General features: G+C 72.7%; 13 protein-coding genes. 6 read left to right on the plus strand and 7 right to left on the minus strand.

All coding sequences use genetic code 11. From position 1 onward, the window contains the following. Window positions 1-156 precede the first annotated feature (156 nt). Complete coding sequence (locus ADY59_RS41490) at window positions 157-1,149, minus strand: aldo/keto reductase (protein ID WP_049574995.1); 993 nt, start codon at window positions 1,147-1,149, stop codon at window positions 157-159. A gap of 129 nt (window positions 1,150-1,278) precedes the next feature. On the opposite strand from ADY59_RS41490, the gene ADY59_RS41495 reads away from it, so the two are divergent. Further along, complete coding sequence (locus ADY59_RS41495; protein WP_049574972.1) at window positions 1,279-2,118, plus strand: helix-turn-helix domain-containing protein; 840 nt, start codon at window positions 1,279-1,281, stop codon at window positions 2,116-2,118. 200 nt (window positions 2,119-2,318) lie between these two features. On the opposite strand, the gene ADY59_RS41500 is transcribed toward ADY59_RS41495, so the two are convergent. The 5 genes from ADY59_RS41500 to ADY59_RS41520 form a co-directional block, all read right to left on the minus strand. After that, on the minus strand, window positions 2,319-2,939 hold the full coding sequence (locus ADY59_RS41500) for a pentapeptide repeat-containing protein (RefSeq protein WP_049574973.1): 621 nt from the start codon (window positions 2,937-2,939) through the stop codon (window positions 2,319-2,321). Between the two features lie 158 nt (window positions 2,940-3,097). Next, window positions 3,098-4,258 (minus strand): cation:proton antiporter, encoded by a 1,161-nt coding sequence (locus ADY59_RS41505; protein ID WP_049574974.1) that lies wholly within the window; start codon window positions 4,256-4,258, stop codon window positions 3,098-3,100. A 9-nt stretch (window positions 4,259-4,267) separates the two neighbouring features. Then, window positions 4,268-4,750 carry a cation:proton antiporter regulatory subunit gene (locus ADY59_RS41510; RefSeq protein WP_053175642.1) on the minus strand — a complete coding sequence of 161 codons (483 nt, stop codon included), beginning with the start codon at window positions 4,748-4,750 and terminating at the stop codon, window positions 4,268-4,270. 572 nt (window positions 4,751-5,322) lie between these two features. Continuing rightward, window positions 5,323-6,507, minus strand: coding sequence for an acetate/propionate family kinase (locus ADY59_RS41515; RefSeq protein ID WP_049574975.1), 1,185 nt, complete (start codon window positions 6,505-6,507; stop codon window positions 5,323-5,325). Continuing rightward, a complete protein-coding gene (locus ADY59_RS41520) occupies window positions 6,483-8,786 on the minus strand; it encodes a phosphoketolase family protein (protein WP_049574977.1) in 2,304 nt (767 codons plus the stop codon). Before ADY59_RS41520 ends, ADY59_RS41515 begins: the two co-directional genes overlap by 25 nt. 73 nt (window positions 8,787-8,859) lie before the next feature. Here ADY59_RS41520 and ADY59_RS41525 point away from each other — a divergent pair, with 73 nt between their 5' ends. From ADY59_RS41525 to ADY59_RS41545, 5 genes are all read left to right on the plus strand, one after another. Continuing rightward, the gene (locus tag ADY59_RS41525; protein WP_049574980.1) at window positions 8,860-9,534 is read left to right on the plus strand and encodes a hypothetical protein; all 675 of its coding nucleotides are present in this window, start codon (window positions 8,860-8,862) and stop codon (window positions 9,532-9,534) included. Between the two features lie 21 nt (window positions 9,535-9,555). Then, on the plus strand, window positions 9,556-11,259 hold the full coding sequence (locus tag ADY59_RS41530; protein ID WP_049574982.1) for an IlvD/Edd family dehydratase: 1,704 nt from the start codon (window positions 9,556-9,558) through the stop codon (window positions 11,257-11,259). A 113-nt stretch (window positions 11,260-11,372) separates the two neighbouring features. Continuing rightward, window positions 11,373-13,004 (plus strand): glucose-6-phosphate isomerase, encoded by a 1,632-nt coding sequence (gene pgi / locus ADY59_RS41535; RefSeq protein WP_049574985.1) that lies wholly within the window; start codon window positions 11,373-11,375, stop codon window positions 13,002-13,004. 41 nt (window positions 13,005-13,045) lie between these two features. Then, entirely contained in the window at window positions 13,046-13,387 is a 342-nt protein-coding gene (locus ADY59_RS41540) for a GerW family sporulation protein (RefSeq protein WP_049574987.1), read from the plus strand. 19 nt (window positions 13,388-13,406) lie between these two features. Then, the gene (locus tag ADY59_RS41545; RefSeq protein WP_049574990.1) at window positions 13,407-14,042 is read left to right on the plus strand and encodes a LysE family translocator; all 636 of its coding nucleotides are present in this window, start codon (window positions 13,407-13,409) and stop codon (window positions 14,040-14,042) included. A gap of 79 nt (window positions 14,043-14,121) precedes the next feature. Here ADY59_RS41545 and ADY59_RS41550 read toward each other — a convergent pair whose 3' ends face one another. After that, the gene (locus tag ADY59_RS41550) at window positions 14,122-14,634 is read right to left on the minus strand and encodes a VIT1/CCC1 transporter family protein (RefSeq protein ID WP_049574993.1); all 513 of its coding nucleotides are present in this window, start codon (window positions 14,632-14,634) and stop codon (window positions 14,122-14,124) included. Window positions 14,635-14,731: the final 97 nt, after the last annotated feature.

Genomic DNA, 14,731 nt, shown 5'->3' on the forward strand with positions numbered 1-14,731 from the left:
CCTCCTGACGGCGCCTCCTCCGCCCCCCTACGACGGCGCCTTCTCTCCGGTGGTCCGCTTCCTGGCGCCTTCTCACCAGGCGGTGCCGCCTCCCCGGAAGGGTTCTTTCCGGCCGTGCTCCCTCCGGTGAGGCCGGGTTGGTGGCGGTGGGTGGGGTCAGCGGCCGTCGAGGAGGGTGTAGGCGCTGCCGAGGGTGGGGGAGGAGGCGTCGCCGATGAAGTCGAGCGGGAACCCGAGCGAGAACGGCACCGCCGCCTCCAGCGTCCGCAGCGCGTCGCCGGGCAGGGTGACGGCGGCGGCGCCCAGGTTGTCCCTGAGCTGGGCGGGACCGCTGGCGCCGACGATGGGGTGGACGGCGCGCGAGCGGGCCATGGTCCAGGCGATCGCCACCTGCGACGCCGTGACGCCGAGCTCCGCCGCGACCTCCAGCACCGCCCGCGCCGCCGCGTGCTCGCGTTCGCCGACGGAGCCCGGCGCGATCCGCGTGCCCGCGCCGACGGGCGCGCCGCTGGTGAACTTGCCCGACAGCACGCCGCCGGCCAGCGGCCCCCACGTGGCCACGCTCATCCCGAGCTCGTCCGCCATCGGCAGCAGCTCCCGCTCGATGTCGCGCCACAGCAGGTTGTACGGCACCTGCAGCCCGGCGAAGGGAGTCCAGCCGCGCCACTCCGCCAGTGTGTTGGCCCGGCTCACCACCCACGCAGGCGCATCCGATATGCCGACATAGAGCACTTTCCCGGCACGGACCACGTCGTCCAGGGCGCGCATCGTCTCCTCGATCGGCGTGTGCCGGTCCCACATGTGCACCCAGAACACGTCGACGTAGTCGGTGCGCAGCCGGCGCAGGCTGTGCTCCAGCGACAGGACCAGGTTCTTGCGGTGGTTGCCGGAGGCGTTCAGATCGGTGGCGTCGCGGCTCAGCGTGTACTTGGTGGCCAGCACGAAACGGTCGCGCCGCCCGTCGAGCAGCTCCCCGACGACCTCCTCGCTCTCCCCGTAGGCCGAGGCGGTGTCGATGACGTTCCCCCCGGCGTCCGCGTACAGATCGATCATCTCGCGCACGTCCGGGGACGCCTCACGGAACGTCATGGCCCCCAGGAACAGCTCCGAGACCCGCAACCCCGTCCGGCCGAGCAAGCGATAACGCATGACCTTCACACCCTTCTCATGAACCTCGCGGTCCCACGATGCCGTGCCGGGGGAGCGGGAGGGAGACCGGCCCGATACCGGCCCTGCCGGGGCCACGATGCGCCCGCCCGATCCGTACACTTCATCCCCGTGAGCGACAACGAGCTGGGCTCCTATCTGCGCACCCTGCGCGAAGCCGTCCGACCCGCCGACGTGGGGCTGCCCGGCGGGGCCCGGCGGCGCACCCCCGGCCTGCGCCGCGCCGAGCTGGCCACGCTGGCGGGGGTCAGCGTCGAATATCTCACCCGGCTCGAACAGGGCCGCGACCGCAACCCGTCGCCCCAGGTGCTCGGCGCGCTCGCCGACGTGCTGCGCCTGCCCCCGGCGGAGCGCCTCCACCTGCACCACCTCGTCAAGGTCAACAGCGGCGGGAGCGCCCTGTGTCCCGGCATGGACTCGCCTCCCGCCCGCGCCGTCCGCCCCACCGTCAGGGCCGTGCTCGCCCGTCTCGAACCCGCGCCCGCCGTGCTGCTCAACCGCCTGTACGACGTGCTCGCGCACACCACCGGCTACGACCGGCTGGCCGGCCCTCTCGGCGTCCTGGACGGCGACCCGCCCAACCTGGCCCGGCACCTGTTCACCGACGCGCGGGCCAGGGCCGCCTACCCCGAGTGGGAGCGCCTCGCCGCCGAGCAGGCCGTCGAGCTGAAGCGCGCCGCCGCGCTCGCCGACGAGCCCGCCCGGGCCCTCGTGAACGAGCTCACCGTCACCGCCGGCGCCGCCTTCACCGACCGCCTGTCACTGGCGGCGCCTCCTCGCGCCGAAGTCCACCACGTCACCCATCCCGAGGCGGGCGAGCTGCGCCTGACGACGGAAACCCTTGAGCTCGCGGACGCCGACCAGCGCCTCGTCGTCTACCTCCCCGCCGACACCGCCACCGCCGAAGCCCTCGGCGCCCTCACGGACCACGCCGGCGCCCTCGCCGGCTGACCCCGGAAGCCGGCGCCGGGTGCGGCCCGGCTGGAGCCTGTACGGAAGGTCGTCGTCTCCCTCGGGTCGGTGCTCCCCATGCCCCGGGCCGTCGCACGCCGTCAACGGCGAGTTCCCCGAGCCCGTCGGGGCCACGGCCGACGCCTTCCTGACCGAGGTCGAGGCGACCTGAATCGGGCCGAGGTCGAGGCGGCCCGAATCTACTGGTCGGACACCGTGAACCCCAGGGCGCCGGCGATGACCGTGGCCTGGAAGGGGTCGATGACGGCCTGGGCGATCGCCGTGGTGTGCGGGTCGAGGCTGCCCAGGTCGCTGCCGCGCAGGTCGCAGCCCGTGAGGTCGGCGCTGTGCAGCCAGGCGCCCGAGAGGTCGCAGCGCCTGATCTCCGAACCGTCCAGCCGGGCCCCGGTCAGGTCGGCCTCGCGCAGCCGTACGCCGTGGAAGGAGCTGCCGCGCAGGTCGGCGCCCGGCAGGCCGGCGAAGGACCAGTCGCCGCCCTCGGCCTTGAGCAGCCCGAACGAGCAGCCGTCGAACATGCTGCCCGTCAGCTTGCACCCCCGGAACGTCGCGTCGAAGAACGAGGAGCGGGAGAACGTGCAGTTGACGAACCGGGCGTCCTCGTGCTCGGAGACGTTGAAGCGCACGTTGCGGAACGTGCACTCCTCGAACACCGAGCCCCGGTCGATCAGCTCGGTCATGTCGACGTCGACGAACAGCACCCGCTGGTAGGTCTCACGGGTGAGCTCGCGCCCGTCCCAGTCGGCGGACCTGATCGTCGTCTCGGTCGGCGGCGCGGGGACGCCGTGCTTGCGGTCCGCCATTCAGCCCGTCACCTCCGCCCGCCCGATGACGATCACGGGCAGCTCGCGCTCCGTCTTCTCCCGCATGCCGTGCTCCCTGTCGCTCCCTCGTCGCTCCCTTGTCGCGAACGCGGAGGGCCAGCCTGTCATCCCCGACCGACAAAATCCGTCCCCGCGGGTCAGGCGCGCTTGGCGATGGCCTCGAAGAGGGGCTGGACCAGCTTGGCCGCCAGCGGGCCGAAGGCCGCCAGGATCAGCACGTACGCCGCCGCGAGAGGCCCGAGGTCGGGATGCGACCCGGCCGCCACCGCCAGGCCGGCGATGACGATGTTGAACTCACCCCGGGGCACCAGCGCGATGCCCGCCCGCGCCTGACCGGCCTTGGAGATCCCCGCCCGGCGGGCCGCGTACATGCCCGTCAGCAGCTTGGTGATCATGCTGACCAGCGCGAGCGCGGCGGCCAGCCCGGCCACCGGGAGGATCTTCGACGGGTCGGTCTGCAGGCCGAAGAAGACGAAGAACACGGCCGCGAACAGGTCGCGCAGCGGCGCGAGCAGCGCCTGCGCGTCATGCGCGAGCTGGCCCGACAGCGCGATCCCGACGAGGAACGCGCCGACCGCCGCCGAGACCTGAAGCTGCTGCGCCAGCCCGGCCACCAGCAGCGCCAGCCCGACGACCTTCAGCAGCAGCACCTCGGAGTTCGGGCTGGAGACGAACGCCTCGATCCACTTGCCGAACTTGAGCGCGACCAGGAGCACCACGCTCACGGTCCCCAGCGCGATCGCCACCGTGACGGCCCCGCTGATCAGGCTCAGCCCGGCCAGCATGGCGGTCAGCACGGGCAGGTAGATCGCCATGGTGAGGTCTTCGAAGACCAGCAGCGACAGCACCGTCGGCGTCTCGCGGTTACCGATCCACCCCAGGTCGGACAGCACCTTCGCGGTGATGCCGGACGACGTGGCGTACGTGACACCCGCCATCGCCACCGCCGCCACCGGCCCCCAGCCGAGCAGCAGGGCGCAGATCGCCCCCGGCGCTGCGTTGAGCACCAGGTCGACGATGCCCGCGCGGGCATTGCTCTTCAAGCTGGTGACGAGCTCGTCGGCGTTGTACTCCAGCCCGAGGGTGAGCAACAGCAGGACGACGCCGAGTTCCGCGCCGACGGAGATGAACTCCTCGCTGGTGGCCAGCGGCAGCACGCCGCCGGTCCCGAAGGCCAGCCCGGCGATCAGATAGAGGGGGATGGGCGAGATGCCGGCGCGCAACGCCAGCGCGCCCAGCACACCCAGACCAAGAAGTACGGCACCGAATTCGAGAAACAGGATAGCGGTGTGGTGCACCCGCGGCCCTTAACCTTCGGCCAGGATGTCGGCGACCTCGGACGTGGTGTCGGCGCTGCCCACGACGACGACGATGTCGCCCGCGGCGAACACGAACCCGGGGTTCGGGCTGGCGAACACCTGCCCGTTGCGCACCACCGCGACGATGGACGCGCTGGTGCGGGTCCGCACGCGGGCGTCGCCCATGGGACGGTCGGCGTACGGGGAGCCCGGGGGGATCGGGAGCTGGAGGCTGACCAGGCCCTCGACCTCCTGGTGCGCCTGGTTGAGCCGCTGCACGATGCGGGGCGCGCCGAGGAGCTCGACCAGGGCGTCGGCCTCCTCGTCGTTCAGCTTGACGACCTCGCAGGCCCGGTCCGGGTCCTCGCGGTCGTAGATCACCAGGTCGCGGCGGCCGGTGCGGTGCGAGACGACGCCGACGCGCTTTCCGGACTGGGTGGTGAAATCATGGCGTAGCCCTATCCCGGGCAGCGCCGTCTGCTCGACCTCCACCGGTGTATCCCACCCATCCAAGTCCGGAAATGTCCCGAATACCCTACCAATGCTCCCTCCTGATTTCGCCCCGGCGAATCTCTCCAGGGGCACAACTGGCTCTCCCTCCGGAAACAGGCCACTGCGCCCACTCCACCGGCCCCGAGAGCCGAGACCCCCAGCCTTCGACCAAGGGCGGCCGCGGGGGCGCTGCTCTCGCACCTCTCGGCAGGGGACGGGCCGGGGCAAGCCCCGCCTCGGGCCGGATGACGCCTTCGAGCGACGGGCCGCCGAAGACCGGCTGCCACAGTGGCGGTTCCGGTCCCCGGCTGTTCCGAGCCCTCACCGGGAACCCCGGAACCCGGGAATCCTCAGGGACCGTCCGGGCGGCCTCGGCGGAGCAAGGGCGTGCACGTCTGGGGGGCGACGACGGCCACGGCTTCGACAGGGTGCGGGAGCGGCATCCCGACCCCGGTCATCTCGGGCTGATCGAGATGCGCGAACGCGCCGAGCTCCCCGGCGCGACCGTCGGGTTCCGGGTGCCCGCCGTCCCCTGGAGCACCCCGTGAGCGAGCTCGTCACGGGGGCCGGTCTCATCCGATCAGCTCCAGCGCCTGCCGGGCGATCTCCCATTCCTCGTCGGTCGGGACGACCAGCACCGCCACCTCCGCCCCCGGCGGCGAGATCTCCCGCTCGGCGTCCGAGGCGGCCTCGTTGCGGCCGGGGTCGACGGTGACGCCGAGCCGTTCCAGCCCGCCGAGCGAGGCGGCCCGGGTGGCGGCGTCGTGCTCGCCGACGCCGCCGGTGAACACCACCGCGTCCACCCGGCCCAGCAGCGCGTAGTACGCCCCCACGTACTTGCGGATCCGGCGGCAGTAGACCGCCAGCGCCAGCCGCGCCTCCGCGTCGCCGGCCGAGGCGCGGGACCGTACCTCCCGCATGTCGCCCGTCCCGGCGAGCGCGAGCAGGCCGCCGTGGCGGCCGAGCGCCTCCTCGACGCCGGCGGCGTCCAGCCCCGCCACCCGCGACAGGTAGCCGGCGAGCGCCGGGTCGACGTCGCCCGAGCGGGTGCCCATGACCAGGCCCTCCAGCGGCGTCAGCCCCATCGAGGTGTCGGCGCTGCGGCCGCCCTCGACGGCGGTGGCGCTCGCGCCGTTGCCCAGGTGCAGCACGATCAGGTTCAGCGCGGACGGCTCGCGGCCCAGGAACGCCGCCGCCCGCCGCGACACGTACGCGCACGAGGTGCCGTGGAAGCCGAACCGCCGGACCCCGTACCGCTCCCGCCACTCGCGCGGCACCGCGTACGTGTGCGCCTCCGGCGGCAGCGACAGCTGGAACGCCGTGTCGAACACCGCCACCTGCGGCACCCCGGGGAACGCCGCCTGCGCCACCCGCACGCCGGTGACGTTCACCGGGTTGTGCAGCGGGGCCAGCGGCGCCAGCTCCTCGATCGCGGCGATCTCCGCCTCGCCCAGCAGCACCGCACCGGTGAAACGGGTCCCGCCGTGCACCACCCGGTGCCCGACCGCGACCGGGTCCAGCTCCGGTCCCGCCTCCCGGAAGGCCGCCAGCACCGCCCGCAGCCCCTGCTCGTGGTCGCCGAAGCGGCCTTTCCTCTCGTACGGGGCCGCGCCCGGCACGTGGTGGGCCAGCAGGCCCTCGTCCTCGCCGATCCGCTCGACCGCGCCCCTGGCCGGCCTGGCCCGCGACCGCACGTCGATGAGCTCGTACTTGATGGAGGACGAGCCGGTGTTCAGGACGAGGATGTGCCCGGCCATGTCCAGGACCTGATCTCGGGGGCGTCCTCGCCGTGCAGGCGGGTGTGGGCGCGGGCCCGCAGCCGGGCGTCGGCCATCCGCTGGCGCAGGTGGGCGGCCCGGGTGCCGAGGCCGGGGACCCGGTCGATGACGTCCATGACCAGGTGGAAGCGGTCGATGTCGTTGAGCATGGCCATGTCGAACGGCGTGGTCGTGGTGCCTTCCTCCTTGTAGCCGCGCACGTGCAGGTTGGCGTGGCCGCGGCGGCGGTAGGTGAGCTGGTGGATCAGCGTCGGGTAGCCGTGGAAGTCGAAGATGATGGGCCTGTCGGTGGTGAACAGCGTGTCGAACTCGGCGTCGGACATGCCGTGCGGGTGCTCCGACGACGGCTGCAGCCGCATCAGGTCGACCACGTTGACGACCCGCACCTTCAGGTCGGGCAGGTGCTCGCGCAGGATCGCGGCCGCCGCCAGCGTCTCCAGCGTGGGCACGTCGCCGGCGCAGGCGAGCACCACGTCCGGTTCGGCGCCGGCGTCGCTGGAGGCCCACGGCAGGATGCCCAGCCCGCGGGTGCAGTGCGCGATGGCCTCGTCCATGGTGAACAGGTCGAGCACCGGCTGCTTGCCGGCCACGATCACGTTGACGTAGTCGCGCGAGCGCAGGCAGTGGTCGGCGACCGACAGCAGCGTGTTGGCGTCCGGCGGCAGGTAGACGCGCACCACCGACGCCTTCTTGTTGACCACGACGTCCAGGAAGCCCGGGTCCTGATGGCTGAAGCCGTTGTGGTCCTGCCGCCACACGTGCGACGACAGCAGGTACGTCAGCGACGCCACCGGCCGCCGCCAGGCGATCTTCTGCGACGACTCCAGCCACTTGGCGTGCTGGTTGAACATCGAGTCGACGATGTGGATGAACGCCTCGTAGCAGTTGAACAGCCCGTGCCGCCCGGTCAGCAGGTAGCCCTCCAGCCAGCCCTGGCACAGGTGCTCGCTCAGCACCTCCATGACCCGGCCGCCGGGCGCCAGGTGCTCGTCGGTGGGCAGCCGTTCGGCGTTCCAGGCCCGGTCGGTGGCGTCGAAGACGGCGCCGAGCCGGTTGGAGGCGGTCTCGTCCGGGCCCATCAGCCGGAACGTGCGCGGATTGTCCTTGATCACGTCGCGCAGCAGCGTGCCGAGGACCCTGGTCGGCTCGCTCGACTGGCCGGCGGGTGACTTGACCTCGACGGCGAACCTGCGGAAGTCGGGCAGGCGCAGCGGCGACAGCAGCTCGCCGCCGTTGGCGTGCGGGTTGGCGCTCATCCGGCGCCCGCCCTCCGGGACCGTCGCCAGGATGCCCGCGACCGGCCGCCCGCCGGCGTCGAACAGCTCCTCCGGCCGGTAGGAACGCATCCACTCCTCCAGCATCGCCAGGTGCTCGGCGTTGTCGCGGACCCCCGCCAGCGGCACCTGGTGGGCGCGCCAGGTGCCTTCCACCGGCAGCCCGTCCACCTCGCGCGGCCCCGTCCAGCCCTTCGGCGTGCGCAGCACGATCATCGGCAGCCGGCGGTCCGCGCCCTCGCGGTAGGCGGCGATCTCCTCGAACGCCTCGTCCAGGGTGGCCGCCATCTCGCCGTGGTCGGGGCCGACGACGTGCGGGCGGTACCCGTACCCCTCCAGGAGTTTGCGCAGGTCCGTCTCCGGGATGCGGGCCAGGACCGTCGGGTTGGCGATCTTGTAGCCGTTCAGGTGGAGGATCGGCAGCACGACGCCGTCGCGCTCGCGGTCCAGCAGCTTGTTGGAGTGCCAGCTCGCCGCCAGCGGGCCCGTCTCGGCCTCGCCGTCGCCGATGACGCACGCCACCACCAGGTCCGGGTTGTCGAACGCGGCCCCGTAGGCGTGCGCCAGCGCGTAGCCGAGCTCGCCGCCCTCGTGGATGGATCCCGGCGTCTCCGGCGCCACGTGGCTCGGCACCCCGCCGGGGAAGGAGAACTGCCGGAACAGCCGCCGCATCCCCTCGGCGTCCCGCGTGACGTCCGGGTAGCGCTCGGTGTAGGAGCCCTCCAGCCAGGAGTGCGCCACCGCCGCGGGGCCGCCGTGGCCCGGACCGGCGATGTAGATCATGTCCTGGTCACGTTCCCGGATCACCCGGTTGAGGTGGGCGAAGCAGAAGTTCAGGCCCGGCGTCGTGCCCCAGTGGCCGAGCAGGCGCGGCTTGATGTGCTCGGGCCGTAGCGGCTCGCCCAGCAGCGGGTTGTCCAGCAGGTAGATCTGGCCGACCGACAGGTAGTTGGCGGCGCGCCAGTATGCGTCGACATGCTCCATTCCTGGCCCCTGCCCCGGCGGGCCGAAAGCAGCCGTAAAGCAGGCTTAAATCGCCATATGCTGTCGTGGGCGCGTGACCACCGACTCGCCCCTGCTCTGGGCGGCGCTAACGCTCGCGATCTTCGTCATCCCCTCCGTGATGCGGATATGGGTCGAATGGGACTTCTCCCAGGGCGCCGAGCGGCTCGCCGCCGCCCGCCGCTACGTCCGCGACATCGAGATCGGCGGCGTGGAACTGCCGGTGTGCGTCAAGCCGCTCAAGGCGCTGGTGTTCTGGTTCCCCGTCCTGCTCGTGCTGGCGATCATCCCGGTGGGCGTCTACTTCCAGGCGCGCGCCGGGAACCTGCCGCCCGCGATCTTCTACACCCTGCTGTTCGGGCTGCTCGCCTACGCCTCGGTCCGCCGGCTGTGGCCCAGCGCCGTGCTCGTCATGGACGAGCACGGGATCACCTTCCCCCGGCACGGCGTCCACCTGCGGTGGGCGGAGGTCGCCAGGGTCCGGCTGACCGCCGTCCACCGCGGCCACCGGCCCCTGGGCGGCAGCGAGACCGTCATCTGCTTCATGCCGCGCGACGTCGCCGCCGTGCGGCGCCGCATGACGCCGCTGTCGCGGCTGCTGAGCGTGGGGATGATGGCGTACGGCACGCCGCTGGCCGTCTTCGCCGCCCCGCTGGACGTCGACGCCGAGGACGTCGCGGCCATGGCCGAGCGGTACGCGGGCCGCGACCTGGCTCGGGATCTGCGCTGAGCGCTCGGTTAGGGTGCGTGCATGGCGCTACGAAGTTCGCAGTGGTACTCAGGTGACGACAGAAACTCCTATATCCACCGTGCCTGGATGCGCCGGGGATTACCGCGTGAGGCCTTCGACGGCGAGCGCCCGCACATCGCGATCGCCAACACCGCGTCCGACCTGACCCCCTGCAACTCCCACCTCGACGAGGTGGCCCGGAGCGTCTCCGACGGCATCTGGGCCGCCGGCGGCATCCCCCTCAACCTGCCCGTGCTGTCCCTCGGCGAGACGAACGTCCGCCCGACCGCCATGCTCTGGCGCAACCTGGCCGCCATGTCCACCGAGGAGATGCTGCGCGCCAACCCCGTCGACGGCGTGGTCCTCCTCGGCGGCTGCGACAAGACGATCCCGTCGCTGCTCATGGCCGCCTCCTCCGTCGACCTGCCCGCCGTCGTCATGCCCGGCGGGCCGATGCTCACCGGCCACTTCCGCGGCGTCCCGCTCGGCTGCGGCACCGACGTGTGGCGGCTCAGCGAGGAGGTACGCGCCGGCACGCTGTCGCGCGAGGCCTTCCTCGACTCCGAATCCTCCATGATCCGCAGCCGCGGCCACTGCAACACGATGGGCACCGCCTCCACCATGGCCTGCATGGCCGAGGCGCTCGGCATGACGATCCCCGGCACCGCAGGCATCCCCGCCGCCGACAGCCGCCTGCTCGAACGCTCCCACGAGACCGGCCGCCTCGTCGTCGGCCTGGTCCGCGAGGGCCGCCGGCCGAGCAGCGTGATGACGCGGGGCGCGTTCCTCAACGCGATCGTCACGCTCGCCGCCATCGGCGGCTCCACCAACGCCGTCGTCCACCTGCTGGCCATCGCCGGCCGCCTCGGCGTCGAGCTCGACCTCGACGACTTCGACCGCGCCGGCTCCGGCGTGCCGCTGCTGGCCGACCTGCAGCCCGCCGGCCGGCACCTCATGGACGACCTCTACCGGGCCGGCGGGCTGCGCGCCCTCCTGAAGGAGGTCGCCGACCTGCTTCACGACGAGCCCACCGTCACCGGCAGGCCGCTGTCCGGCTACCTGGACGACGCCGAGATCTGGGACGAGACCGTCATCCGGCGGCGCGCCGACCCGCTCCTGCCCGACGCCGGCATCGCCGTCCTGCGCGGCAACCTGGCTCCCACGGGCGCCGTCATCAAACCCGCCGCCGCCTCGCCCGAGCTGCTGCGCCACCGCGGCCGCGCCGTCGTCTTCGACAGCGTCGAGGACGTCTACGCCCGCCTCGACTCGCCCGACCTGGACGTGGACGAGACCTCCGTGCTGGTGCTGCGCGGCTGCGGCCCCAAGGGCTACCCCGGCATGCCCGAGGTCGGCAACCTGCCGCTGCCCGCCAAACTGCTGGCCAAGGGCGTGCGCGACATGGTCCGCGTCAGCGACGCCCGGATGAGCGGCACCGCCTACGGCACCGTCGTCCTGCACACCTCGCCCGAGGCCGCCGCCGGCGGGCCCCTGGCGCGGGTGCGCACCGGCGACCCGATCGTGCTCGACGTGGCGGCCAGGCGGCTCGACGTCGACATCCCCGACGCCGAGCTGAACGCCAGGGAGCCCGCGGCCAACGGCCACGCCCGGCCCGCACGCGGCTGGGAACGCCTCTACATCGACCACGTGAACCAGGCCGACCAGGGCGCCGACCTGGACTTTCTCACCGGTTCGAGCGGCGACGCGGTGGGCCGCGAATCCCACTGACCCGGCAAAATGTCCGCTCCGCCATGCGCGGAATCGGGACCCGGGGGTACGGGGGTGCGGGACGATGTGATCGGTTCGACGATGTGATCGGTTTGGCGGCGCTAGGAGGAAACGTGAACGGCGACATCACCCAGAGCCAGGAGTGGGCGGCCCTGGAGAAGCATCACGAGGAGCTGGCGGGCAGGCACCTGCGTGAGCTGTTCGCGGACGATCCCGGCCGGGCCGCCCGCATGACGGTGACCGCCGGTGACCTCTACCTCGACTACGCCAAGCACCGCGCCACGGGGGAGACCATCGCCCTGCTGGTGCGCCTGGCCGAGCGGGCCGGGCTGCGCGAGCGCGTCGAGGCCATGTTCACCGGCGAGCACATCAACGTCAGCGAGGACCGCGCCGTCCTGCACACCGCGCTGCGCGCCCCCGCCGGTGACGCGCTGGTCGTCGACGGGCAGGACGTGACCGCCGACGTGCACGCCGTCCTGGACCGGATGAGCGACTTCGCCGGCCGGGTCAGGTCCCGGGAGTGGCGCGGCGCCACCGGGCAGCCCATCACCACCGTGGTCAACATCGGCATCGGCGGCTCCGACCTGGGCCCGGCGATGGCCTACGAGGCGCTGCGCGACTACGTCGACGCCGGCATCGAGGCCCGGTTCGTCTCCAACGTCGACCCGGCCGACATCTCCGGCAACCTGCGCGACCTCGACCCGGCCACGACGCTGTTCGTGGTCAGCTCCAAGACCTTCACCACCCTGGAGACGCTCACCAACGCCAAGGTGGCCCGCCAGTGGCTGGTCGGCGCGCTCGGCGAGGACGCCGTCGCCAAGCACTTCGTCGCCGTCTCCACCAACGCCGCCAAGGTCGCCGAGTTCGGCATCGACACCGGCAACATGTTCGGCTTCTGGGACTGGGTCGGCGGCCGCTACTCCTACGACGGCGCCATCGGCCTGTCCCTCATGATCGCGATCGGGGCCGGGCGGTTCCGCGAGATGCTGGCCGGCTTCCACACCATCGACCGGCACTTCCGCACCGCCCCGTTCGAGGCCAACATGCCGGTGCTGCTCGGCCTGCTCGGTGTGTGGTACACCGACTTCTTCGGCGCCCAGACGCGCGCCGTGCTGCCCTACAGCCAGCGGCTGCACCGCTTCCCCGCCTACCTCCAGCAGCTCACGATGGAGTCCAACGGCAAGTCGGTGCGCGCCGACGGCACCCCCGTCACCACCGACACCGGCGAGATCTTCTGGGGCGAGCCCGGCACCAACGGCCAGCACGCCTTCTACCAGCTCCTGCACCAGGGCACCCGGCTCGTCCCCGCCGACTTCATCGGCTTCGCCCAGCCGCACGAGGACCACGAGGGCATGCACGACATCCTCACCGCCAACCTGCTGGCGCAGACCTCCGCGCTGGCGTTCGGCAAGACGGCCGGGGAGATCGCCGCCGAGGGCACCCCGGCCGGCGTCGTGCCGCACAAGGTGATGCCGGGCAACCGGCCCACCTCCACCATCCTCGCGCCCAAGCTGACGCCGTCCACGCTCGGCCAGCTCGTCGCCCTCTACGAGCACGCCGTGTTCGTCGAGGGCACCATCTGGGGCGTCGACTCCTTCGACCAGTGGGGCGTCGAGCTGGGCAAGAAGATGGCGCTCGACCTCGCCCCGGCGCTCACCTCCGACGAGCCGCCGGCCTCCCTCCCCGACGCGTCCACCGAGCTCCTCGTCCGCCGCTACCGGGAGCTGCGCGGCAGGCGCGTCTGACGAGGCTGGTGCCGCGACCGCCGCGGGGAGAGCATGGCCGCATGGACATCATGCGACTGGTGCAACAGGCCACGGACGCCGCGTCGATCAGGCGTGTGTTCGGCGACCCGATCGAGCACGGGGATCTGATGATCATCCCGGTCGCGAAGGTCGCCCACGGCGGCGGAGGCGGCCAGGGCGACGTCGGGCACGGGGAGAGCAGCGGCGCCGGCTACGGCGTCCACGCCACCGCCGCCGGCGTCTTCGTCGTCAAGGACGGCGACGTCCGCTGGCAGCCCGCCGTCGACGTCAACCGCATCGTGCTCGGCGGCCAGGCCGTCGCCGTCGTGCTGCTGCTGACCCTGCGCGCGATCCTCAAACGCCGGGGCCGCCGCAAGCGGTGATCACCCTTACGCTGGGGCCATGACCTCTCTGACGCAGATCGTGGCCTTCGGCGGTGTGGTGATGCTCGGCGCGATGTCGCCCGGCCCGGACTTCGCGGTGGTGGTGCGCCGCTCGGCGGTCTCCGGGCGCGGGCACGGCATGGCCGCCGCCGCGGGCATCTCCCTCGGCGTGTTCGCCTGGGTCGTCGCCGCCGCCACCGGCGTCGCCGCGCTGCTGGCCGCCTCCGCCGTGGCGTTCACCGTCGTCAAGGTCATCGGCGCCGCCTACCTGCTCTACCTGGGCGGCAAGGCGTTGCGCGCGGCGGTCAAGGGCGGCGGCGGGCTCGCGCTCGACGTGCCGGACCCGGGCGGCAGGGGGCCGTGGGCGGCCTTCGCCGAAGGGCTGCTCACCAACGTGCTCAACCCCAAGGCGGCGCTGTTCTTCGTGGCGCTGGTGCCCCAGTTCCTCGCCGCGGGGGCGTCGCTCGGCGACACGCTGACGCTGTCGCTGATCGCGCTGGCGGGGACCGTGCTGTGGTTCCTCACCGTGGCCAACGTCGTCAGCGCGCTGCGCCGGGCGCTGGCCCGGCCCGCCGTCCGCCGCACGCTCGACGGCCTCACGGGCGCCGCCCTCGTCGCCCTCGGCGTCAACCTCGCCACCGCCGTCCGCTCCTGACCCACCCCCCGCGCGTATGGTCGCCGCCGGGTCTTCCGTACGCGCAGGAGGACCGAGGGCGGAAAGCCGGGCGGTCAGGTCAGGCGACGGTCACGCCGAGCAGGTGGCCCAGTCCGAAGGTGACCGCGGCCGCGCCGACGCCGAGGGCGAGCTGGCGGAGGCCGCCCAGCCACCACGGGCGGGCCGTCATCACCGCCACCACCGCCCCGAACCCGAACAGCCCCAGCACGCTCAGCAGCACGGCCGGCACCAGCCCCGACGCCCCGAACAGGAACGGCGCCAGCGGCACCAGGGCGCCCAGCGCGAACGCGCCGAACGACGAGGCCGCGGCCAACCGGGGCGACGGCAGGTCGTCCGGGTCCACGCCCAGTTCCTCCCGCACGTGCACGCGCAGCGCCTGCTCGGGGTCTGCCGACAGGCCCGCCGCCACCCGGTCCGCCAGGTCGGCGTCCAGGCCGCGCGAGCGGTAGAGCGCGGCCAGCTCGGCCCGCTCGCCCTCCGGATCGCGGGCCAGCTCCCGGCGCTCCACGGCGATCTCGGCGCGCATCAGCTCCGTCTGCGACTTCACCGACGTGTACTCGCCCGCGGCCAACGGCCACGCCCGGCCCGCACGCGGCTGGGAACGCCTCTACATCGACCACGTGAACCAGGCCGACCAGGGCGCCGACCTGGACTTTCTCACCGGTTCG

It is taken from the genome of Nonomuraea sp. SBT364, from assembly GCF_001083785.1.
Taxonomy (GTDB): Bacteria; Actinomycetota; Actinomycetes; order Streptosporangiales; family Streptosporangiaceae; genus Nonomuraea.